The organism is Plantactinospora sonchi (assembly GCF_036422035.1).
Classification (GTDB): domain Bacteria; phylum Actinomycetota; class Actinomycetes; order Mycobacteriales; family Micromonosporaceae; genus Plantactinospora; species Plantactinospora sonchi.
On record NZ_JAZGQK010000017.1, the window covers coordinates 271216 to 292675 of the forward strand.

General features: G+C 71.1%; 18 protein-coding genes. 9 read left to right on the forward strand and 9 right to left on the reverse strand.

Features of this window, described 5'->3' with window-relative positions:
* Positions 1–9: 9 nt before the first annotated feature.
* Positions 10–630 carry a dihydrofolate reductase family protein gene (locus V1633_RS21295; protein WP_331216124.1) on the reverse strand — a complete coding sequence of 207 codons (621 nt, stop codon included), beginning with the start codon at positions 628–630 and terminating at the stop codon, positions 10–12.
* 127 nt (positions 631–757) lie between these two features.
* On the opposite strand from V1633_RS21295, the gene V1633_RS21300 reads away from it, so the two are divergent.
* A complete protein-coding gene (locus V1633_RS21300) occupies positions 758–1684 on the forward strand; it encodes a LysR family transcriptional regulator (protein ID WP_331216125.1) in 927 nt (308 codons plus the stop codon).
* Here V1633_RS21300 and V1633_RS21305 read toward each other — a convergent pair.
* The 3 genes from V1633_RS21305 to V1633_RS21315 all read right to left on the reverse strand — a co-directional run bounded on the left by V1633_RS21305 (position 1678) and on the right by V1633_RS21315 (position 4156).
* Entirely contained in the window at positions 1678–2625 is a 948-nt protein-coding gene (locus tag V1633_RS21305) for a hypothetical protein (RefSeq protein WP_331216126.1), read from the reverse strand. The genes V1633_RS21300 and V1633_RS21305 overlap by 7 nt on opposite strands.
* Positions 2626–2712: 87 nt before the next feature.
* Positions 2713–3516 carry a nucleotidyltransferase domain-containing protein gene (locus V1633_RS21310; protein ID WP_331216127.1) on the reverse strand — a complete coding sequence of 268 codons (804 nt, stop codon included), beginning with the start codon at positions 3514–3516 and terminating at the stop codon, positions 2713–2715.
* Positions 3517–3631: 115 nt separating this feature from the next.
* Positions 3632–4156, reverse strand: coding sequence for a carboxymuconolactone decarboxylase family protein (locus tag V1633_RS21315; RefSeq protein WP_331216128.1), 525 nt, complete (start codon positions 4154–4156; stop codon positions 3632–3634).
* A 189-nt stretch (positions 4157–4345) separates the two neighbouring features.
* On the opposite strand from V1633_RS21315, the gene sigJ reads away from it, so the two are divergent.
* Together sigJ and V1633_RS21325 are read left to right on the forward strand one after the other, a co-directional pair.
* On the forward strand, positions 4346–5284 hold the full coding sequence (sigJ, locus tag V1633_RS21320) for an RNA polymerase sigma factor SigJ (protein ID WP_331216129.1): 939 nt from the start codon (positions 4346–4348) through the stop codon (positions 5282–5284).
* A 119-nt stretch (positions 5285–5403) separates the two neighbouring features.
* Positions 5404–6858: a DM9 repeat-containing protein gene (locus V1633_RS21325; RefSeq protein ID WP_331216130.1), complete on the forward strand. Its 1455-nt coding sequence runs from the start codon at positions 5404–5406 to the stop codon at positions 6856–6858.
* Between the two features lie 22 nt (positions 6859–6880).
* Here the strand turns inward: V1633_RS21325 and V1633_RS21330 are convergent, their stop codons facing one another.
* Positions 6881–8950: a beta-galactosidase gene (locus V1633_RS21330; RefSeq protein WP_331216131.1), complete on the reverse strand. Its 2070-nt coding sequence runs from the start codon at positions 8948–8950 to the stop codon at positions 6881–6883.
* Between the two features lie 183 nt (positions 8951–9133).
* Between V1633_RS21330 and V1633_RS21335 the strand changes: the two genes are divergently transcribed.
* The 5 genes from V1633_RS21335 to V1633_RS21355 all read left to right on the forward strand — a co-directional run bounded on the left by V1633_RS21335 (position 9134) and on the right by V1633_RS21355 (position 14787).
* Positions 9134–10435 carry an ABC transporter substrate-binding protein gene (locus tag V1633_RS21335; RefSeq protein ID WP_331216132.1) on the forward strand — a complete coding sequence of 434 codons (1302 nt, stop codon included), beginning with the start codon at positions 9134–9136 and terminating at the stop codon, positions 10433–10435.
* 74 nt (positions 10436–10509) lie between these two features.
* Positions 10510–11439 carry a carbohydrate ABC transporter permease gene (locus tag V1633_RS21340; protein WP_331216133.1) on the forward strand — a complete coding sequence of 310 codons (930 nt, stop codon included), beginning with the start codon at positions 10510–10512 and terminating at the stop codon, positions 11437–11439.
* A 1-nt stretch (position 11440) separates the two neighbouring features.
* On the forward strand, positions 11441–12352 hold the full coding sequence (locus V1633_RS21345; protein ID WP_331216134.1) for a carbohydrate ABC transporter permease: 912 nt from the start codon (positions 11441–11443) through the stop codon (positions 12350–12352).
* Between the two features lie 111 nt (positions 12353–12463).
* On the forward strand, positions 12464–13492 hold the full coding sequence (locus tag V1633_RS21350; RefSeq protein ID WP_331216135.1) for a LacI family DNA-binding transcriptional regulator: 1029 nt from the start codon (positions 12464–12466) through the stop codon (positions 13490–13492).
* A gap of 62 nt (positions 13493–13554) precedes the next feature.
* Positions 13555–14787: an MFS transporter gene (locus V1633_RS21355; protein ID WP_331216136.1), complete on the forward strand. Its 1233-nt coding sequence runs from the start codon at positions 13555–13557 to the stop codon at positions 14785–14787.
* Positions 14788–14938: 151 nt separating this feature from the next.
* Here the strand turns inward: V1633_RS21355 and V1633_RS21360 are convergent, their stop codons facing one another.
* Positions 14939–16453 carry a CehA/McbA family metallohydrolase gene (locus tag V1633_RS21360; RefSeq protein ID WP_331216137.1) on the reverse strand — a complete coding sequence of 505 codons (1515 nt, stop codon included), beginning with the start codon at positions 16451–16453 and terminating at the stop codon, positions 14939–14941.
* Positions 16454–16766: 313 nt separating this feature from the next.
* Here V1633_RS21360 and V1633_RS21365 point away from each other — a divergent pair, with 313 nt between their 5' ends.
* Positions 16767–17606, forward strand: a complete 840-nt coding sequence (locus tag V1633_RS21365) for a GNAT family N-acetyltransferase (protein WP_331216138.1) — start codon at positions 16767–16769, stop codon at positions 17604–17606.
* An 87-nt stretch (positions 17607–17693) separates the two neighbouring features.
* Here the strand turns inward: V1633_RS21365 and V1633_RS21370 are convergent, their stop codons facing one another.
* From V1633_RS21370 to V1633_RS21380, 3 genes are all read right to left on the reverse strand, one after another.
* A complete protein-coding gene (locus V1633_RS21370; RefSeq protein ID WP_331216139.1) occupies positions 17694–18761 on the reverse strand; it encodes an NADH:flavin oxidoreductase/NADH oxidase in 1068 nt (355 codons plus the stop codon).
* A 96-nt stretch (positions 18762–18857) separates the two neighbouring features.
* Complete coding sequence (locus V1633_RS21375; protein ID WP_331216140.1) at positions 18858–20168, reverse strand: dicarboxylate/amino acid:cation symporter; 1311 nt, start codon at positions 20166–20168, stop codon at positions 18858–18860.
* Positions 20169–20652: 484 nt separating this feature from the next.
* Entirely contained in the window at positions 20653–21366 is a 714-nt protein-coding gene (locus V1633_RS21380; protein WP_331216141.1) for a DUF998 domain-containing protein, read from the reverse strand.
* Positions 21367–21460: the final 94 nt, after the last annotated feature.

Here is a 21460-nt window from a genome sequence, read left to right on the forward strand (position 1 = left end):
CCTCCGGACTCAGGAGAGCACGCGGTAGGTCAGGTGCGTGACTGAGGTCGCGGCTCGCGACGCCAGCTGTTCGAGTTTCAGGGACGGGACGCCCTCGAACAGCCGCGTGCCGGCACCGAGCGTGAGCGGCACGATGTGCAGCCGCAGCTCGTCGACCAGGCCGGCGACGAGATACTGGTTGATGGTCGTCGCGCCGCCGGCGATCGTGACATCGCCGTCGCCGGCCGCCGCGCGCGCCTGGGCCAGTGCCGACTCGATCCCGTCGGTGACGAAGTGGTACGTCGTACCGCCGTCCATCGGCTGCGGGTCGCGCGGATGGTGGGTGAGGACGAAGACCGGGGTGTGGAACGGCGGTTTGTCGCCCCACCAGCCGTTCCACTGCCGATCCCACCCACCACGTACGGGGCCGAACATGTTGCGTCCCATGATGAATGCGCTGGCGGTCGCAAACTGGTCGATCTCGGCCCGGTTCTCGTCGGGAGTGTCGAACATCCAGGCGTGCAGCCTGTCGCCCGAGCCGTCGCCGCCGTCGTCGCCGAACGGGCGTTCCTCGGTCTGGTTGAGCCCGGCCGAGTACCCGTCGATCGAGATCGTGATGTCGCAGACCACCTTGCCCACACCTCTGGTCACTGCTCTCGTCTCCTCGTGGCGACCCTCGTCGCCGTCGCGGTGAACTTCTGGCACGTGTCAGCTTGAAACAGTCATCGCATGACGTCCAATGCCAATTCCGTGTTTGACTCATTGATATCTTCGATGTGTGCTGAACCTGGTCCAGCTCAAGGTCCTGGCTGCGGTGGCTCGACACGAGTCGGTGACCGAAGCGGCGAGAGAGCTGCACTATTCGCAGCCGTCGGTCAGCCACCACCTCTCCCGTCTGGAAGCAGCCACCGGTGTCAAGCTCGTGCAGCGGATCGGTCGGGGGATCCGACTGACGCCGGAAGGGCGGCTGCTGGCCAACCGGGCCGCCGAGATCGTGGGACGGGTCGATGCGGCAGCCAGCGAGCTCGCGGCACAGGTCGGCCTGCGGACAGGGCGGGTCCGGTTGGCCGCCAACGCGTCGGCGCTGAGCACGATCGTGCCCAGAGCGGCCGCCACGTTGGCGCGGGCGTACCCGGGAATCGAGCTGAGCCTGATCGAGCGCCACCCGGTCGAAGCGTTACAGATGCTGCGGCACGGCGAGATCGACGTCGCACTCGTCTTCCGACACGCCGACGCTGCCGTCGAGGACGAGGGATTCCGCCTCCTGTACCTCGCCCACGACCCGATCTACCTCGTCAGCCAACGCTCCGACGACAGCGTCGCGAACCATCGCCACTCCGCCTGGATCGGCGGCTGCGATCGGTGCCAGGCGGAGTTGCTGACCGCGTGCCGGCGTGAAGGCTTCACCCCGCGCGTCGCCTCACTCAGCGACGACATGGTCGTCGTGCAGGCCCTGGTCGCCGCCGGCATGGGCGTCGCCACGCTGCCCGGCCTCGCACTCCAGGCCCATCGCCGTCCCGACGTGCACACCACCGAGATCACCGGCTTCCACCGCCAGATCCACGCCGCCACCTACGGCGACCCACCCGACCCGCCCGCCGTCGCCGCCGTACTGGCGGCACTCACCGAAGCGACCACGCCGACGACATCCACCAGGACCGCCGCCGGCACGTCCTCGACCGCAGGTGGGGACGAGGCTCAGTAGTACGGCGTAGTCGGGGTGTGCATCGAGTCCATGAAGGGGTCGTGCATCGTTGGCTCGGGCGGCCGGCGCGGCTTCAACCATTCGTTCGGCAGGGTCACGATCGTGACGATCAGGGCGGCGAGCACAAAGGTCCAGAAGCCACTGATCTGCAGGGGAAGAATCATCCAGCTGCTCAGCCAGCTGAGTAGCCACAGCTTGAACGCGTTGATGACCAGCATGAGGATCAGCGTGACAAGCGGCGCGCTCACCTCGAAGTCGAGTCGCGCGAACACCACGGCGAGTACGACCAGGACGAACAGGTGCTGTTGTTCGTCGCCCGTCCGCAACGTGGCGTTGTCGAGCCAGGCCACGGTGAGCCACAGGCCGGCCATCGGCAGCAGGTAGGCGGCCAGGAAACGCAGCGTACGCCAGGCCCTGCGTCGACCCGTCGGCAACTGGAGCAGGTCTCCGACCATCGTCGAGATGATGGCGACAAGGGCCGCCGCGAAGACGGTGGGCCAGAGACCCGAGAGCCGTACCGGCAGCCCGAGGACCTCGCACAGTCGCGCGGAAAGCCACAGCACGACGGGTGCCAGCACCACGGTGACCACGGCTCCGACAGCGGTGCCCACACCGGTCAACACCATCATCCGGCGGAACGGTGCGAAGAACTCCCGGTCCGAGGCGTCGGGGTCGGGCTCCTGCGCCATCTGGCGCACGTTCCGCCGTGCGGACCGCCCCAACAACCAGTAGAGGGGCAGCGGCAGCAGCCCGACCCCGGCCAGGAAGACGACGGTGATGACCGCGAGTGCCAGCATCTGCTCCGTGCCGGGCCCGGTCAGCTCGAAGTCCGGTAGCACCTGCACGACGATCCAGATCGCGACCGCCGTGGACACCAGGGTGACGATCCAACCCCAGATCGACCTCGCCCAGGAGCGTCGTGGCTGTTGCGTTACCGACATGGCACCTCCCCGCGCCGCCGCCGGCACCGGACGCCTGCATGCCGACCGATAGCGGTAACTCTATGGCTGAGTCTGCTCGCGATCGAGTCAGTTACCGCGAGGCTGAGAACCCCGTGCCACGCCGAAGCGGCGCCAGGCGTCGTCGGTCACCGCGTCGACGCTGTCGAACGCGGCGGAAAGGTCGGCGGCGGTGAAGCGTTCCGGTGTGCCCGTACGCCAACGGATCGCGCGGTGCGCGAGGTCGGCGTACTCGGGAAACAGGTGTCCGAGGTACGCCCCGGCGGCGGCCTTCGAGATGACGTTCCCGTACGCGAGCGTGTGGTGCAGCCGCGCGGGGCCGAGCACGTACCAGCTCACCGTGCCGCCGTCCACGGCCTCGTCGGGGGCCACCCCGGTCAGCGCCGACCGGATCGTCGCCGCCGACGACTGCCAGTACGTCCGCAGGTTGTCGAGGTTGTAGCGGCGTACCGCGTCCGGGTCCACCCGTACGCCCAGGTCGGCGACGGCCGGGCCGCGCACCGCGACGCCGTACCGGCGCAGGGTCAGCCACAGGACCGGGGTGAGTTCACCGCAGGGCCGGTCGGTGGCGAACGTCCCGTTCACCACGTGCGGCACCATCCGCTGGTCGTCCGGCCAGGACCCCGCCAACGCCGGCTCCAGGTAGACGCCGTCGAGGTGCGGCGAGTCCGGCATCCCGCCGTGCACCGCCGCGAGCTGGGTGAGGTCGTCGGCGGTGGCCGGACGCGACGTCAGGATCACCGTGTCGACGTCGCTGACACCCGGCTGCCAGGCGTCGAGCACGGCTGACCCGACCAGGTAGAGACCGCGTACGTAACCGGGCAGCGCGCGGTCCACCGCGTCGAGATAGGTCCGGGTCAGTTCTCCGATCACGGGGATGATCCTGGCACCGGAAGCGGGTTCGTCGCACGCGGCGGTCGGTGGCCACCGGACGTGGCCACCGACCTTCGTGGCGTACCGGTGCGCGTCATCGCCCGGGTTCCGGGTGTTACCTGCGGTAGTTCTGTCCCGGCGGCATGCCGGGGACCGGCTTGGCGACGAGCGCGACGGGGATGAAGTAGCAGATCTGGCTGATCGCCAGGGTGAGCGTCCACATCGCGGTGTCGTCGTAGTGGTCGGTCGCCCTGGCGAACAGCTCGTCGGAGACGCGCTCCCCGAACGGGTTCGGGGTGAGGACAGCCTCGACGATTTCCAGCGCGACCCGTTCGGCGTCGGTGAAGTAGGGGGCGTCCTGCCACGACGCCACGGCGGTGATGCGTTCCTCGGTTTCTCCGGCCTGGCGGAGTTCGCCGCTCTGCCTGACCGTGTGGTAGGTGCTGCCGACGATCTGTCCGGCGCGCAGTTGCACCAGGTGGATCGTGGTCTTCGGGATCGATCCGTTGTGAATGGCTTTTGTCATGGTTCCGGCGATGGCGACCAGCTCCGGGAAGAGCTGGCCGGGGTCGGGCAGCCGGGACTGGAGGTTGTCCTGCTCGATCCTCGTGGACGTGGACGTGGACGTGGACGTGGACATGGTCGAACCTTCCTGCCTGGTGGATGGTGTCTCGGTAGTCCGACGACACGACCGCCGGGAATGTGAGGCGACCCGCCCACCTCACACTTCGCGGGGGCGTTTCGTCGGAACAGTGAGATCAGAACGCGAGATCGGAACAGTGAGATCGGAACAGTGGGAACCACCGCCGCCGAGGGAGCCGTCGACACCATGACCAGCCAGCCCGAGCCGGGGGACGGCGGACCCGATCCGACCCTGGACGCGATCGTGCGCGAGCGGCGTCAGTTGATCAATCTGGCATACCGGCTTCTCGGCTCCCTGGCCGAAGCCGAGGACGTCGCACAGGAGACGTACGCCCGCTGGTACGCCATGTCGGCGCCGGAGCGGGACGCCATCGAGTCCCCCGGTGCCTGGCTGACGAAGGTCGCCAGCCGAATCTGTCTCGACCTGCTGGGCTCGGCACGGGCCCGGCGGGAGCGCTACGTGGGCGAATGGATCCCGGAGCCGCTGCCCGACCGGGCCGAGCGGATCAGCGGACGTCCGGGTGTCGCCGCCGCCGATCCGGCCGACCGGGTGACCCTCGACGAGTCGGTCAGCATGGCCTTCCTCGTCGTACTCGAGACGATGACCCCGGCCGAGCGCGTCGCGTTCATCCTGCACGACGTCTTCCGGTACGCCTTCGCCGAAGTCGCCGACATCGTCGGCCGCAGCCCGGCGGCGTGTCGCCAGTTGGCCACCTCGGCCCGCCGTCGCATCCGCGAGTCACAGGCGGCCACGGTTCCGACCGCCCGGCAGGCCGGCCTGGTCAGGGACTTCAAGCGGGCCTGGCAGGCCAGGGACATCAACGCGCTGATCGGGCTGCTCGACCCCGACGCCACCGCGACCGCCGACGGCGGCGGTCTGGTCAACGCCGCGCTCGACCCGGTCGAAGGCGGTGAGCGGATCGCCCGTGGCCTCGTCGACGTCATCGGCCTGGCGCCCCACCTGACGATCCTGGAGCGCACGGTCAACGGACAACCCGGTCTGGTGGCGCAGCAGGACGGGGTCACCGTGACCGTGATGGCCTTCGAGATCGCGGACGACCGGATCAGGCACATCTGGGCGGTACGCAACCCGGAGAAGCTCCGCTCGTGGACGACGGGTCAGTAGGAGGCCCGACACCCCGTCCGGCGAGACGATGCGTCCACGGGCTCGTGGCAGTGGCCCGGGTGCTGGTGGGACCGCAGGCGGTGCGCGGGTACCGAACTTGTTGATCTATCCTCCGCGGAATGGATGTCACCGCCGATGCCTATCGCTGGGAACCCGCCTGCGGTGGCCGAATCCCACCCGGCGCGGTACCGCACGGATACGAGGCGGACGGCGAGCCACTGTGGGTGTGCCGCGTGCGGATGTACGGCGGCGTGCACCCGGGCAAGGTCCGCCCGGGCTTCGGCGCGGCCCAGGTCGCCTGGAACGGTAGAGAGGTCAGCGTCGACGAGTACGAGGTGCTGATGGATCGCGGCGTCTGGGGCATCGCGTCCGGCGGCGCGGTGCCCGCGGACGCCCTGCCGGCGGGCCGGGAGGGTGACGGCGAACCGCTCTACGTCGCCCGCTCGGCGGTCGCGCCTGGCACACTGCACATCGGCAAGGTGCGGTCCGCCTTCGGCGCCGCCAACATCGGATACGGCACCTTCGAGCACAAGGTCTTCTCGTACGAGGTACTGCTGGACCCGTCGTTGTCATCTCCGCCGGAGGCCACGCAGCGGGCCGGGATCCAGATGCCACCCACCTACGCCGACTTCGGCACCGAGCCGCCACGCATCGGGAACGTCACGGTCACCGGCGTCGACCGGGCCTCGGCTGCCGGCGACCACCTGGCCATCGGCGCCGGCGGGTCGGTCGAGCTGCGGTTCGACGTGCCCGACCCGGCCGTCGTCCGCGAGGCCTGCGTCGCCATCGTGGCGCTCGCGTCGATGCTCTCCCAGGCGCCCGGATACGCCCCGCTCACCGTCCGCCTCAACGGCCGCGCGCTGGCCGACCGGCTGCGGATCCCCAACGGCGGTGGACTCCCGCAACGGCTGGTCTTCGCGGTCCCGGCCGAGGAGTTGGTGACCGGCTGGAACACGCTGCGGATCGAGAGCGGTGCCGACGCCCTGAGCTTGCTGTGGTTGTACCGGGTGACGATCGACCCGATGCACGCACACGACCAGGCGGGGCTGGCGCTCGAACGGCAGGCGATCGCCGAGCCGGTGCTGCGGTACGCGAGCGGCGCCGGCGAGATCACCATCTTCGTCGACCGCGGCGAGCAGGCTGTCCTCGACCAGGTGGCCTGGGCGGACGCGTCCGGCGCCGAGTACGCGATCACGTTCGAGAAGCAGCAGGCAGCCTTCTACGGCTGGCGCCGGCAGCCGGGTGAGCCGCCGAGCGAGTTCCGTGGCCAGCTGATCGAGCGCGGCTCCTTCGCCGAGGAGGCTCGGCGTTTTTCCACGGAGGAGGGCTGGAGCGGTGGCTGGCACCACTCCGGTGACCTGCTCGTCGCGGTGGGTGTGCCCGGCCTGCCGGTCACCAGGCTGACCTGGCGCGACGGTCGCGGCAACAACGGCACCGTCGCCTTCGACGACGACGGGTTCCTGGGGACCTACCAGCGGGCCGGGGAGGGCCCCATCGGCTACCGCAGCCGGACCAGGACGCCCTCGTCGGCACCTGCCGAGAAGGCGCCTGTCCACGCTGCCGATTCGGAGTGAGCGGCCGGTGACGCGGGAGCGGTCAGGTACGCAGCGCGCGTACCTGACCGGCGGGTAGGAGCAGCAGGCCGTCGTACGAGGTGTCGTCGACCAGGTCGGTGCCGGTCAGCGGCAACTCCACGTCCCGCTCGGTGTGGTTGATCGCGACCAGGAAGCGGCTGCCGTCGACCCCCTCGCGGTGGACGAGTTCCACGCCCTCCGGCACCCCGTCCGGCGGGACCAGGCCGGCGTCCCGGTACGCCACCCGCAGCACCGGCGCCAGGTTGGCCGCGTCGAGTCGGGTGGAGACGTACCAGGCGGAGCCGGCACCGAGGACGTGTCGGGTGACCGCGGGTCGGCCGGCGGCCGGACCGTCCAGGTAGGACAGCTGCACCTCGGCCCCGTGCGGTACGACCGCCTCGGCCCAGACGTCCCCGACCAACTCACCGCCCACCTCGGGCGAGGTGAGACGTACCGTCTCGCCGGCCCGCAGCGGCAGGAACTCCTCCACGGTCAGACCCAGCAGCTCCCGCAGCGCGCCCGGGAACCCGCCCGGGTGCACCGCGTCGTTGCCGTCCACGATCCCGGAGAAGTACGAGACCAGCACCGTCCCGCCGGCGGCGACGTACCGGCGGAGGTTCTCCGCGGCGGCCGGCGTGGTCAGATACAGGTTCGGTACGACCACCAGCCGGTAGTGGTCGAGTGCGCCCTCCGGATGGGCGAAGTCGACGGTGACCCCGTCCCGCCACAACCGCTCGTAGTAGGCCGCCATCCGCTCCCGGTGGTCGAGGTCGACCGACGGACGCCAGTCGAGTTCCAACGCCCACCAGGACTCCCAGTCCCAGAGCACCGCGACGTCGGCGAGCACCCGGGTGCCGCGCAGCGCCTCCAGTCGGGGCAGCTCGGCCCCGAGCGTCACGACCTCCCGCCAGACCCGGGTGTCGGTGCCGCCGTGCGGCAGCATCGCCGAGTGGAACTTCTCCGCGCCGAACCGGGCCGCCCGCCACTGGAAGAAGAGCACCGACTCGGCGCCCCGGGCCAGGTGGGCCAGGCTGTTGCGGCGTAGCTCGCCCGGGCGTTTCGCGAGGTTGCGCGGCTGCCAGTTCACCGCCGAGGTGGAGTGTTCCATCAACAGCCAGGGTCGGCCGCCGGCGACCGCCCGGGTCAGGTCGGCACACATCGCCAGCTCGATGTGGTTGTCCGGCTCCTCGGCCCGCAGGTAGTGGTCGTTGGAGACCACGTCCACCTCGGGCGCCCAGCGCCAGTAGTCCATCCACTTGCAGTTGGCGAGCATGAAGTTGGTGGTCACCGGGACGCCGGGGGCCAGGCGGTGCAGGATGTCCCGCTCCCGGCGGAAGTTCGCCAGATGCGCGTCGGAGCAGAAGCGCAGGAAGTCGAGCCGCTGCGCCGGGTTGACCGCGGTCGGGGCGGTGGTCGGCGGTTCGATCTCGGCCCAGTCGCCGTAGCGCTGGCCCCAGAAGGTGGTGCCCCAGGCATCGTTGAGCCGGTCCAGGTCGTCGACGTACCGCTGGCGCAGCCAGTCCCGGAACGCCGCCGCCGAGGTGGCGCAGTAGCAGGCCGCGTTGACCCCGCCGTACTCGTTGTGCGAGTGCCACAGCACCAGGGACGGGTGGTCGGCGTAGCGGCGGGCGAGCTGTTCGGTGATCCGGGCGCTCGCCTCGGCGTACGCGGGTGAGCTGGGGCAGAACGACTGCCGGGCCCCGCCGCCGAGCACCGTGCCGTCCGGGCCGACCAGCCGCGCCTGGGGGTACCGCCGGCGGAACCAGGCCGGCGGTACGGCGGTCGGGGTGGCCAGGTCGACCGCGATCCCGCCGGCGTGCAGCAGGTCGAGCAGCCGGTCGAGCCAGCCGAACTCGAAGCGTCCCTCGGCCGGCTCCAGCAGGGCCCAGGAGAAGATCCCGACGCTGACCAGGTTCACCCCGGCGGTCCGCATCAACTCGACGTCCTCGGCCCAGACGTGTTCCGGCCACTGTTCGGGGTTGTAGTCGCCGCCGTACGCCAGGCGGTCCAACCGGGGCAGCGGCCCGGACGGGGCCAGTGTGCTGGCCGGGACACCCTCGGCGGCGGCCACGAGATGCGGGGTCTGACTCATGCGGGAATCTCCGAACTGTGCGCGCTCCCAACGGTAGAGCGCATGATGACACACGGATCTACAAGGACAACAAGGCCTGTAGGCGCCCTTGACATGAGTGATCGTGCGACCAACACTGTGAGCGCTCACAGATGTTTCTGGTTGATCACCACCCGATGACACCCCGGAAACCGAGAGGTTGAGATGACCCGTTCGCTCGGCGGGAAGATCCTGACGTTGGCGCTCACCGCCAGCCTGGTCGCCGCCTGCACCTCCACGTCGAATGAGGAACCCGAGGAGCCGACCGGCCCGGTCGAGTTGAGCTTCTGGTCCTGGGCGCCGAACATCGAGAAGGTCGTCGACAGGTGGAACGCCGACAACCCCGACATGAAGGTGACGCTCAGCAAGCAGGCCGGGGGCGCGGACATCGTCACCAAGCTGCTCACCGCCGCCAAGGCCGGTAACCCGCCGGACCTCGCTCAGGTGGAGTACCAGGCACTGCCGACGCTGGTCAGCAACGACGTGCTCGCCGACATCGCGGGGCAGGCCAACCAGGTGAAGGACCGGTTCGCCGAGGGGACCTGGCAGCAGGTCACGCTCGGCACCGACGCGGTGTACGCGATCCCGCAGGACGCCGCGCCGATGATGCTCTACTACCGCAGCGACCTGTTCGAGCGGTTCGGTCTGACCGTGCCGAAGACCTGGGACGAGTTCGCCCAGACCGCCCGTACGCTGCGCGGCAAGACCGACAAACACCTGCTGACCACCTTCTCCGCCACCGACCCCGGCTGGTTCGCCGGTCTGACCCAGCAGGCCGGGGCGGCCTGGTGGGGGATCGAGGGCGAGTCCTGGCGGGTCAGCGTCAACGACGCCGCGACGAAGAAGGTCGCCGACTACTGGGGCGGCCTGGTCGCCGAGGGTGTGGTCGACGGCAAGCCGATGTACACCCCGGAGTGGAACAAGGCGCTCAACGACGGCACCCTGCTCGCCTGGCCCAGCGCGGTCTGGGCGCCGGGCGTACTGGCCGGCAACGCGCCCGACACCAAAGGCAAGTGGGCGATGGCGCCACTGCCACAGTGGACCGCGGGCGAGAACCGGACCGGCAACTGGGGCGGCTCGTCGACCGGCGTCACCGCCGCGTCCAAGCACAAGACGGCCGCGGTCAAGTTCGCCACCTGGCTCAACACCGACCCGACCGCGACCAGCATGCTGGTCCGGGAAGCCGCGGTCTACCCGGCAGCCCGGGACGCCCAGACCGGGTCCGCGCTGGCCCAGCCGCCGGCCTTCTTCGCCAACCAGGCCGATTTCTACCCGTTGACCAAGCAGATCGCCGAGACCGCCGCCGGGGTCACCTGGGGGCCGAACGTCAACGTGACCTACCAGGTCTACCAGGACGAGTTCGCCAAGGCGATCAGCCAGAAGACCCCGTTCAGCGCGGCGGTCGACGCGATGCAGACGGCGACCGTGGACGACATGCGCAAGAACGGCTTCACCATCGCCGGCTGACCGCCGCCCGCCGGCCCGGCGACGCCCGCGCACGCGGCGCGACGTCTCCGGCGACCCACCGGAACGGAGAGTTGATGTCCACGGCCACCACCCGGGTCGGCCGCCGGGGAAGGCGTACGGCTGCGCCGTACGCCTTCCTCGCCCCGGCGGTGATCCTCTTCGCGCTCTTCGTCATCGTGCCGATCGGGTACGCCGGATATCTCAGCCTGCGCAAGGTACGGGTCTCCGGGCTGGGTCTCGGCCGGGGCGCCCGGACCGAGATCTTCGCCGGGCTGGAGAACTACCGGACCGCGATCGGCGACTCGGAACTCTGGTCCGGTGCGCTGCGGGTGCTCGGCTACGGTGCGCTGCTGGTGCCGACGATGCTCGGGCTGGCACTGCTCTTCGCCCTGCTGCTGGACCGGCCCCGGGCCCGGTTCGGCCGGTTCGCCCGTACCTCGATCTTCCTGCCGTACGCGGTGCCGGCGATCATCGCCAGCCTGCTCTGGGGCTTCCTCTACCTGCCGGCGACCAGCCCGGTCAACGACGTACTGGCGTGGGTGGGGTTGCCCGAACCGGACCTGCTCGACGCGGGCAGCGTCTTCTTCGCGGTGGTCAACATCGCGCTCTGGGGCGGGATCGGGTTCAACATGATCGTGCTCTACACCGCGCTGCGGGCGATCCCGCCGGAACTCTACGAGTCGGCCCGGCTCGACGGCTGTTCCGAGGTGCAGATCGCGCTGCGGATCAAGGTCCCCCTGCTGCTGCCGGCGCTCGTGATGACCACGGTGTTCAGCATGATCGCCACCCTGCAGGTGTTCGTCGAGCCGCTGGCGCTGCGCCCGTTGACCAACTCGATCTCCTCGACCTGGACCCCGCTGATGAAGGTCTACCGGGACGCGTTCAGCACCGACGACCCGTACGCGGCGGCGGCCACCTCGGTGCTGATCGCCGGCATCACCCTGGTGCTCTCCTTCGGCTTCCTGCGGTTGGTGCAGAACCGGGCCTTCGGACAGGAGCGCTGAGATGGTCACCAGCAGCGTGGCAACCGCCGCACCGACCGGGGCAGCGGCGCACGGCGACACCGGCGGCGGCCGGCCGACCGGGCCGCTCTGGTCGAGGCTGGTGCCGACCGCGATCCTGCTGATCGGGGCGGTGTACTGCCTGCTCCCGGTGCTCTGGGTGGTGGTCGCCTCGACCAAGAGCGGGTCGACGCTCTTCACCAGCTTCACCTTCGCCCCCGGCGACTCGCTGATGACGAACCTGACCGACCTGTCGACGTACGGCGACGGGCTGTTCTGGCGGTGGATGCTGAACACCGCGCTCTACGCCGGGGTCGGCGCGGTGCTCTCCGCGATGGTCTCCGGGCTCAGCGGGTACACGCTGGCGAAGTTCCGGTTCGCCGGCCGGTCGGTGGTGTTCAACGTGCTGCTCGCCGGGGTGCTCGTGCCGGGTATCACGCTGGCCGTGCCGCAGTACCTGCTGCTCGCCAAGGTGGGGCTGACCGACACGTACTGGTCGGTGCTGCTGCCGAGCATCGTCAGCCCGTACGGGATCTACCTGGCCCGGATCTACGCGGCGGCGGCGGTGCCGGACTCGGTGATCGAGGCGGCCCGGGTGGACGGCGCCAGCGAGTTCGGCATCTTCCGCCGGGTGGCGCTGCCGATGATGGTGCCCGGGCTGATCACCGTGTTCCTGTTCCAGTTCGTGGCCATCTGGAACAACTTCCTGCTGCCGTTCATCATGCTCGCCGACGACGACAAGTTCCCGGTCACCCTCGGCCTCTACACGCTGCTCAACCAGGGTTCGACCACGCCGGCGCTGTACCGGCTGGTGATCACCGGTTCGCTGCTGTCGATCATTCCGCTGGTGGCGCTCTTCCTGTCGATGCAGCGGTACTGGCGGATCGACCTGCTTTCCGGCTCGGTGAAGGCGTAGCCGGAGGCCGGTGGATGGGCACGGGGCGGGTCGACGGGGGCGGGGGAGGGGGCGAGGCGTGTCACAAGGGCGGAGAACACCGCCGTCCGCCGGCCCGGGGACAATGACAGGGTGACCGCGCCCGAACGCAACCGCGCCCGCCGTACCCGGCCCCGCCCCACCATGGACGACGTGGCGGCGGTGGCCGGAGTCTCCCGGGGCACCGTCTCCCGGGTGCTCAACGGCGGGCACAACGTCAGCGGTCCGGCCCTGGACGCGGTGCGCCGGGCGATCCGGAAGACCGGGTACGTGGTCAACCAGCACGCCCGCAGCCTGGTCACCCAGCGCTCCGACTCGGTGGCGTTCATCCTCTCCGAGCCGCAGGACCGGCTCTTCGAGGACCCGAACTTCAACATCCTGCTCCGGGGCTGCACCCAGGAGCTGGCCGAGCACGACATCACGCTGCTGCTGACCATCGCCGGCACCCACGAGGACCGCAAGCGGGTCGGCCGGTACGTCACCGCCGGGCACGTCGACGGCGCCCTGGTGATCTCCAGTCATGCCGGCAGTCCGCTGCTGGACGACCTGGAGGCCCGCGGGCTGCCGTTCGTGGCCTGCGGACGGCCGTTGGGCCGGGAGCGGGACGTCAGCTACGTCGCGGCGGACGACCGGGGTGGCGCCCGGCAGATGGTCAGCTACCTCGGGTCCCGGGGACGGAAGAGGATCGCCACCATCACCGGGCCGCTGGACACCTCGGGTGGGGTGGACCGGCTCGCCGGCTACCGCGACGTGCTGGGTGAGGTCGACCCGCGCCTGGTGGTGACCGGCGACTACAGCCACGACGGCGGCGCTGAGGCGATGGAGCGGCTGCTGCGTCAGGTGCCCGACCTGGACGCGGTTTTTGTCGCCTCGGACCTGATGGCGGTCGGCGCGATCGCCGCGCTGCACCGGGCGGGGCGCCGGGTTCCGGACGACGTCGCGGTCGGCGGGTTCGACGACTCGAAGGTGGCCAGCACCTCGGTGCCCGGGCTGACCACGATCCGGCAGCCCTGGGCCCGGCTCAGCGCCGAGATGGTCCGACTGCTGTTGAACCACCTGGCCGGGGACGCGCACGCGGCGGTCATCCTCCCCACCGAACTGGTGGTCCGGGACTCCGCGTAGAGGTGTGACCCAGGATACACCCGTCTAGCAAACCGTACGTACGTACTTGTTAGATCGGTGGCGTGCAGCTCCTACCCGCTCCGGGCGCGGCCCGGATCCTCACGCTCGCCACCCTGGTCAACACCATCGGGCGCGGCATCTGGCTCACCGCCAGCGCGCTCTTCCTGACCCGCTCGGTCGGACTCTCGGTGGCCGAGGTCGGCCTCGGCCTCACCATGACCGCCGCGATCGGCCTGCTCGCCAGCACCCCGATGGGCTACCTCGCCGACCGGTACGGCCCCCGCGGCATCCAGATCACCGCACTGGTCGCCTCCGCGGGATGCAGTGTCGCGCTCATCGCCGTCCGGTCCTTCCCGCAGTTCCTGCTGGTCGGTGCCGTCGTCGCGATCACCGACGCGGCCAACCGGGGCGCCCGGGGCGCGCTCATCGCTGGATCCGTCCCCGCCGACCAGCGGGTCCGCACCCGCGCCTACCTGCGGGCCACCACCAACGTCGGAATCTCGGTCGGCGCCGTGGCCGCCGGGTTCGGCATCGCCGTCGACACCCGGGCCGGGTACGTCACACTGATCCTGGTCGACGCGGTCAGCTACCTCGCGGCCGCCGCGATCACCACCCGGCTCGCCGCCCTGCCACCGACCCCGGCACCGATCTCCGGCCCCCGGCTCGTCGCGCTGCGGGACCGGCCGTTCCTCGCCTTCACCGCGCTCGACGGGCTGATGTCGATGCACTTCGGGCTGCTCAACATCGCGCTGCCGCTCTGGGTCGCCGGACACACCACGGCACCCCGCTGGCTCGTCTCCGCCCTCTTCCTGGTCAACACCACGATGGTGGTGCTCTTCCAGGTCCGCGCCTCCCGGGGCACCGAGGACCTCGGCGGCGCCGCCCGGGCCTCCCGCCGGGCCGGACTGGCGATCGCTCTGGCCTGCGTCCTCTTCGCCGTCAGTGGCGGCGTACCGGCCGGCGGCGCGGTCGTACTGCTGCTGCTCGGCGCGCTGGTGCACGTCATCGGCGAACTGTGGCACTCGGCGGCCGGCTGGGGCATCTCGTTCGGGCTCGCCCCGGCCGACGCCCACGGGCAGTACCAGGGCGCGTACGGGATGGGGATGCAGGTCGGCGGGATGCTCGCCCCGGCGGTGGTGACCACCCTGGCGATCGGCTGGGGCGTACCGGGGTGGCTGGTGCTGGGTGGACTGTTTGTCGTACTCGGCGCCCTGGTCCCGCCGGTGGTTCGTTGGGCGGCCCGGACCCGGCCGGCGGAGCAGGAGACCAACCCGTCCCCGGCCGGGGCGGTCTGAGCGCGGCGAGGTGACCGACCAGGGGAGCCCTCGCCGTCCGGTCCGGCCCGTCCCCGGTGATCCGGGGCCGCCACCGGGCCGACGACTCGGCCGGCGGGGCCGTACCCCTACCGGGTCGGAACGGTCCGGCAGGGGTACGGCGCGGCGGTGGTCAGTCCCGGCCGAGGAAGATCGGATTGGTCATCGCGACCATCGGCGCGGTGAGCGGGGTCGACCCGGCGGTGGGGCGGCGCACCTCGGCGCGTACCCAGCGGCTGTAGCGCGGGTACGTCGTCCAGCTCACCGTGGCGACGCCCGACTCCGGCACCGTCTCGCTGTGCTCGGGGCCGAGCTGGTCGAGGATCGTCACGGTCGTCCCGGGCACTCCGCCGACCACGGCGGTGACGGTCACCGGGGTACCGATCTCCACCGGCAGCCGGCCACCGATGTCGGCGGTACGGCCGGGGACGCTCGCGGTGAAGGAGAGCTGCACGGCGGACGACTCGGCCAGCCAGGAACGGCCGGCCTTCAGCCCGGCGAGCAGGTGCTCCTTGCGCAGGCTGTCGGCGAGGACCACGGTGTGCGGCTTGGCGACGACCTGGTCCGGGTTGTGCGCGTCGGAGTTGCCGATCGCCGGGATGAACTTGCCACCGCGCAGCAGCCCGTCCCAGTGGATGACCGACGCCTGGTCGTCGTCGGTCCACGGCCCGCCCCACACCTCGACCAGGTCGGCGAGCTCGTACGAGAACTCGTAGGTGCAGCCGAAGCAGTTGGAGAACGGGTGCGCCGCGGTCACCAGGCCGCCGAGCTTGTGCACCCGCTCGACGAAGTGCCGGAAGTCGGCGGGGTCGCCGGCCCGGTAGCGCCAGTCGATCCACTCGCCGGCCGGCAGGCCGATCGCCGGCCAGTGCCCAGAGCGGGTGGTGACCTCCTCACCGTTGAGGATCAGGAGGTCGTTGGTGGCGTGGTCGCCCCACTGGAGGTGGGCGCTGGGCGTGTTGTGCTCGGTGGAGGCGATGAAGTCGAGGCCGGCGGCGCGGGCGTCGGCGACGAGCTGGTCCGGCGTACGGCGGCCGTCGGAGTGCACGGTGTGCAGGTGGCAGTCGCCCCGGTACCAGGCCCGCCCGCGCTGCCGGGCCGGGGCGCTGGTCGGCGCCGGGTTGGCCCGGAACGGCGCGCCCTGCGGGCCGAAGTGCAGGGTGATGGTGACCGAGTAGTTGAGGCCCTGCGGCGCGACCGTGTACGGGCCGAGGATCACGTGCCAGGTGCCCGGCTTGATCGGACCGGCCAGGTAACCCGGGGTCGCCTCGGTGGCGCTGATCGAGAACGAGTTGCGGAAACCGCCCGACCAGCCCCGGAAGCCCTTCACGTTGCCCAGGTCGTGCCCCTCCGGGCCGAACATCCCGATGTCGCACGCGTTGCCACGGGTGCCGCCCGGCACGGCCGGCTTGTCGTACGTGTAGCTGACCTCGATCTTGTTGACGCCCTTCGGCACCTCGACCGGCAGGTAGTACCAGTCGGAGATGCTGGGGGTGAAGGTGCCCGTGACGGTTCTGGTCTGCTGACCGGTGCCGGACGACGGCGGGTTGGCGAACGCCACGGCGGGCAGGAAGTTGACCGCGGCACCGGCGGCCACGACCCCGCCGACCCGGAGCAGGTTGCGCCGGGTCAGATCTGTACTGGACATGCTTGCCTCCGCATAGGTGATCGATTCCGACGCTAAGCGGGTCAAGCGGACGGTCACACCACCGCCCGGTGAACAGTAATCATGCGTTACATGTCATATCGATCTTGATATCGACAACGTATGCCCAGCTCAAGTGGCATGTGTCGACAGGTGGTAGCCGGCCACGGTCGACAGCGGAACCGGACGTACCAGACGACCACCGGACGTTGGCCTGGTTTCCGCTCATCCCGGTCAGGCGGTGGGCGGCCAACCCGCCTGGCCCGCGTGGTGATCCGGCCCGCCACCGGGCTGACGATCTGGCAGGCTGGTAGACGTGCTGATGGTCCCGGTACGCCAGCTCGGTGAGGCCGAACGTGGCACGGTGGAGCGGATCCTCGACCTCGATCCCTTCGCCGCCGCCCAGGTGGCCGAACGGATCGCCGCCAACGGCCTCTCCTGGTGGCGGGCCGACGGCCGGGTGCTCGGCTACGGCTCCCGCGACCGGATCGAGGCGCTCTGCTGGCTGGGCGGCCAACTCACCCCGGTCTGCGCCCACCAGGCCGCGATCGCCGCCTTCGCCGAGACGCTCGGCGCCGAGGACCGGCTCTGCTCGTCGATCGTCGGCCGCGCCGACGGGGTGCTCGGACTCTGGGAACGACTCTCCGGGCAGTGGGGCCCGGCCCGGGACGTACGCCCCAACCAGCCGCTGATGGCGACCGAGACGGTGCCGCCGGTCGACCCGGACCCCGACGTACGCCCGGTCCGGTCGGGCGAGGTCGACCTGCTCTTCCCGGCGGCGGTGGCGATGTACACCGAGGAGGTCGGGGTCTCGCCGCTGGCCGAGGACGGCGGTCGGGCGTACCGGCAGCGGGTCGCCGAACTGGTCCGGACCCGCCGGGCGTACGGGAAGTTCGTCGACGGCCAGGTGGTCTTCAAGGCCGAACTGGCGGTCGTCACCCGGCGCACCGCCCAGGTCCAGGGGGTCTGGGTGGATCCGGCCTGGCGCGGGCAGGGCATCGCGGCGGCGGCGATGGCGGCGGTGGTCCGGGACGCGCTGGCCCGGGTCGCCCCGACCGTCAGCCTCTACGTCAACGACTACAACGTCCCGGCCCGCCGGGTCTACCAGCGGTGCGGATTCCGCACCGTCGGCACCTTCGCCACCGTCCTGTTCTGACACGCACGGCTGTAAGGAAGGGCCCCCTGTTAACGATCTTGTATAGGAAGGGCCCCTCCTGACAGCTCAGCGCGTGGACGCCGAACCTCACCAGGCACGCCGGTACTGGGCCGGCGGGTCGAGGCGGACGCCGAGCGTCGCCGCCGCCCGGCGCGGCCAGTACGGGTCGCGGAGCAGCTCCCGGCCGAGCAGCACCAGGTCGGCCTCGCCGTCGGCGACGATCGCCGCCGCATGGTCCGGCTCGGTGATCAGCCCCACCGCGCCGGTCGGCACCCCGGTCGTGCGGCGGATCTCGGCGGCTGCCGGCACCTGGTAACCGGGCTTGACCGGGACCTCGGCGTTCGGGGCCGCGCCGCCGGAGGAGCAGTCGATCAGGTCGGCGCCGGCGGCGGCCAGCTCCCCGGCCAGTGCCACGCTGTCCGGCACCGTCCAACCGCCGGGCACCCAGTCGGTGGCCGAGATCCGGACCAGCACCGGTACGTCGTCGCCGACCGCAGCCCGGACCGCCCGGGTGACCTCCAGGACGAGCCGGCTCCGGCCGGCCCGGTCCCCGCCGTACCCGTCGGTGCGGTGGTTGGTGATCGGGGAGAGGAACTCGTGCAGCAGGTACCCGTGCGCGGCGTGCACCTCGATCGCGCCGAAGCCCGCCGCCAGCGCCCGCGACGCCGCGAGCGCGAACGCCTCGACCACCCGGTTGATGCCGGCGACGTCCAGCGCCGCCGGTGTCCGGTACGTCGGCAGGAACGGCACCTCGCCCGGCCCGACCGGCGTCCAGCCTCCGTCGTCGTCCGGCACCCCGCCGGCCACCGGTGACCACGGCCAGTACGTCGACGCCTTGAAACCGGCGTGCGCGAGCTGTACCGCCGGCAGCGCGCCGGCCTCGGCGACGAACGCGGTGACCGGCCGCCACGCGTCGACGTGGGCGTCCGACCAGAGGCCGGTGTCCCGAGGGCTGATCCGACCCTCCGGTACGACCGCGGTCGCCTCGCTGATCACCAGGCCGACCCCGCCGACCGCACGGGAACCGAGGTGTACCCGGTGCCACTCGGTCGGCAGTCCGTCCGGGCCGGCCGAGTACTGGCACATCGGTGCCATCGCGATCCGGTTCCGCAGGGTCGTGCCGCGCAGCGTCAGCGGACTGAACAGCACGGTCATCTCGGATCTCCTTCGGCTGGGGGAGGACCGCCCGGATGTGTGAGGAGGGGGCCCTTCCTATACCGAAAACGATAGGAAGGGCCCCCTCCTCACCACTCAGGCGGGGACTGGCGCGGGGTCGTCCCGCCGGGCCGGGGTCTCGGCCGGCGGCTCCTCGGTCAGGTCGCGTCGGCCCGCCGCGTCGTACGCGGCCCGGTCCAGGACGCCCTCCCGGGCGGCGACCACCGTCGGGACCAGGGCCTGACCGGCCACGTTGGTCGCGGTGCGGATCATGTCCAGGATCGGGTCGATCGCGAGCAGCAGACCGGCGCCGGCCAGCGGCAGCCCCAGGGTGCTCAGGGTCAGGGTGAGCATCACCAGGGCCCCGGTCAGCCCGGCGGTCGCGGCGGAGCCGACCACCGAGACGAACGCGATCAGCAGGTAGTCGAGGGGGCTGAGGCTCACCCCGAAGACCTGGGCGACGAAGATCGCGGCCAGCGCCGGGTAGATGGCGGCGCAACCGTCCATCTTGGTGGTGGCGCCGAACGGGACGGCGAACGAGGCGTACTCGCGGGGGACGCCGATCCGCTCCACGGCCCGCTGGGTCACCGGCATGGTGCCGATCGACGAACGCGAGACGAAGGCGAGTTCGATCGCCGGCCAGGTGCCGGCGTAGAACCGCAGCGGGTTGAGTTTGCCGGCGAGGACCAGCACCAGCGGGTAGACCACCAGGAGCACGATCGCGCAGCCGACGTAGACCGCGGTGGTGAACTTGGCCAGCGGCGCCAGCAGGTCCCAGCCGTACGCCTCGACGGCGTGGCCGATCAGGCCGAGGGTGCCGAGCGGGGCGAGCCGGATCAGCCACCACAGTGCCTTCTGCACGATCGCCAGGATGGAGCGGTTCAGCTCGACGAACGGCTCGGCGGCGGCGCCGACCAGCAGCGCGGCGATGCCGGCGACCACGGCGAGGAAGACGATCTGCAGGACGTTGTTCTCGGTGAACGCGCCGAAGACGTTCGTCGGTACGAGTCCGGTGAGGAAGTCGGTCCACGAGCCGGTCCGCTGCGGCTCCTTGGCGGCGCCGAGGTCGAGGGTGACGCCCCGACCCGGGTTGGTCAGCAGGCCGAGCCCGATTCCGACGCCGACCGAGATCAGCGCGGTGATGGCGAACCAGAGCAGCGTCTTCAGCGCCAACCGGGCGGCGTTGGCCACCCCGCGCAGGCTGACCACGCTGACCACGATCGCGGTGAAGACCAGCGGCGGTACGGCGACCCGGAGCAGCTGCACGAAGAGGCTGCCGATGGTGTTGAGGGTGGTGCCGAGCCAGGAGACGTCGCCGGCGCGGGCCAGGTAGCCCAGGGCGATGCCGAGCACCAGGCCGAGCAGGATCTGTACGGAGAAGGGAATCTTACGTAGCGCAGTAAGCATGGAGAGGTCCCAAGGGATTCGGTCCGGCCGGTCGGACCGGGTCGGTAGGCGTCCGCGCGACGTGGTGGGTACGGGTCGCGGGTGGCCGGAGACCGGTGGTCCGAGGGGGTGGCCGGGAGGTGGGTTCCGCAGTGGCGGTGTGACGGTCTGGCGTGGTGCGTGGTGCAGGGGGCGCGGTCAGCCGCGACAGCCGGCGCTGGCCTGTAGTCGCAGATCGACATACAGGCGAGCGGTCAGACACCAGAGATTACCCATCGCCGGATGACTATACGGTCCCGAACTCCGAAGTGAAAGGGAGGGTTTTCGTGACGCTCCTTACAGTGGCTGTTCGATCCCGCCGTCGTCACCTCCGCCCCCTCCGCCGCTGCCCGCGGATGCCGGTGACGGCGCCTCCGTGGGCGGACGATCCGGGCAGGTCGGCCGCCCGCGGACGACCGGAACTGAATGTCCGACCTCCTGACCCGGGCTGTCCGCCCAGCACGCCCTACCGGACACGGGGGTGGTCGTGGCGGGCCGACCGGTCCGCCCCCCCCCGGTGCTCGACGCCGACCCGCAGCGCCGTCACGCCGAGCCAGAGCACACCGACGCCGAGCAGCAGCCGCTCCACCACCCCGACCAGCAGGCCGCGACCGACGACGAGCATGCCCAGCCCGATCGTCGCCGACAGCGGCAGCGACACCACGGCGGCGACCGCGGCGAACCGGCGTACCGCCCGGGAGACGCCGGGCGACCAGCAGAGGGCCAGCATGGCGAAGACGGCGGCGGCGACCGCCCCGATGCTCGCGCCGCCGTGCACCAGGTCGGCCAACCCGACCGACTCGTACGGCGGCAGCGGACACCCGTCGGTGCAGGGCACCGCCCCGGAGACGACGGTACCGGCGGCGCTGGTGCCGAGCAGTGCCGCCGCGATCCGCGCCGTCGACGGCAGCGCCCCGGCGAGCAGCACCAGGCCGGCGGCGACCCCGAAGACCCCGGACCGGTAGACCAGCGCCTCGCCGGCGGTCCCGGTGCCGGCCTCGCTGACGTACCCGCCGAATCCCGGACCGGGGCCGGCCCGGACGGCGAGCACCACGGCGACCGTACCGGCGATCGTGCAGGCGGCCGCGGCGAACGCGGCGGTCGCCCGGACGACGCGTTCCCGGTGCGGTACGGCGGGCCCCGCTCCGCCGGCCTTCCGGCGGACCTGTACCCACCCCATGCGGCCAAACCTATCCTGCGCCGAAACGGCCGGTAGAAGATCGGATGGTCAGGCCCTAAAGTGTGCATCGATCACCACGACCCGCGCGTGGAGT

Coding starts and splice junctions, on each gene's coding strand:
- V1633_RS21305 (WP_331216126.1), bottom strand. CDS start 2,625: ATGTCGGTAACGCAACAGCCACGACGCTCCTGGGCGAGGTCGATCTGG.
- V1633_RS21315 (WP_331216128.1), bottom strand. CDS start 4,156: ATGTCCACGTCCACGTCCACGTCCACGTCCACGAGGATCGAGCAGGAC.
- sigJ (WP_331216129.1), top strand. CDS start 4,346: ATGACCAGCCAGCCCGAGCCGGGGGACGGCGGACCCGATCCGACCCTG.
- V1633_RS21325 (WP_331216130.1), top strand. CDS start 5,404: ATGGATGTCACCGCCGATGCCTATCGCTGGGAACCCGCCTGCGGTGGC.
- V1633_RS21330 (WP_331216131.1), bottom strand. CDS start 8,950: ATGAGTCAGACCCCGCATCTCGTGGCCGCCGCCGAGGGTGTCCCGGCC.
- V1633_RS21335 (WP_331216132.1), top strand. CDS start 9,134: ATGACCCGTTCGCTCGGCGGGAAGATCCTGACGTTGGCGCTCACCGCC.
- V1633_RS21340 (WP_331216133.1), top strand. CDS start 10,510: ATGTCCACGGCCACCACCCGGGTCGGCCGCCGGGGAAGGCGTACGGCT.
- V1633_RS21345 (WP_331216134.1), top strand. CDS start 11,441: ATGGTCACCAGCAGCGTGGCAACCGCCGCACCGACCGGGGCAGCGGCG.
- V1633_RS21360 (WP_331216137.1), bottom strand. CDS start 16,453: ATGTCCAGTACAGATCTGACCCGGCGCAACCTGCTCCGGGTCGGCGGG.
- V1633_RS21370 (WP_331216139.1), bottom strand. CDS start 18,761: ATGACCGTGCTGTTCAGTCCGCTGACGCTGCGCGGCACGACCCTGCGG.
- V1633_RS21375 (WP_331216140.1), bottom strand. CDS start 20,168: ATGCTTACTGCGCTACGTAAGATTCCCTTCTCCGTACAGATCCTGCTC.
- V1633_RS21380 (WP_331216141.1), bottom strand. CDS start 21,366: ATGGGGTGGGTACAGGTCCGCCGGAAGGCCGGCGGAGCGGGGCCCGCC.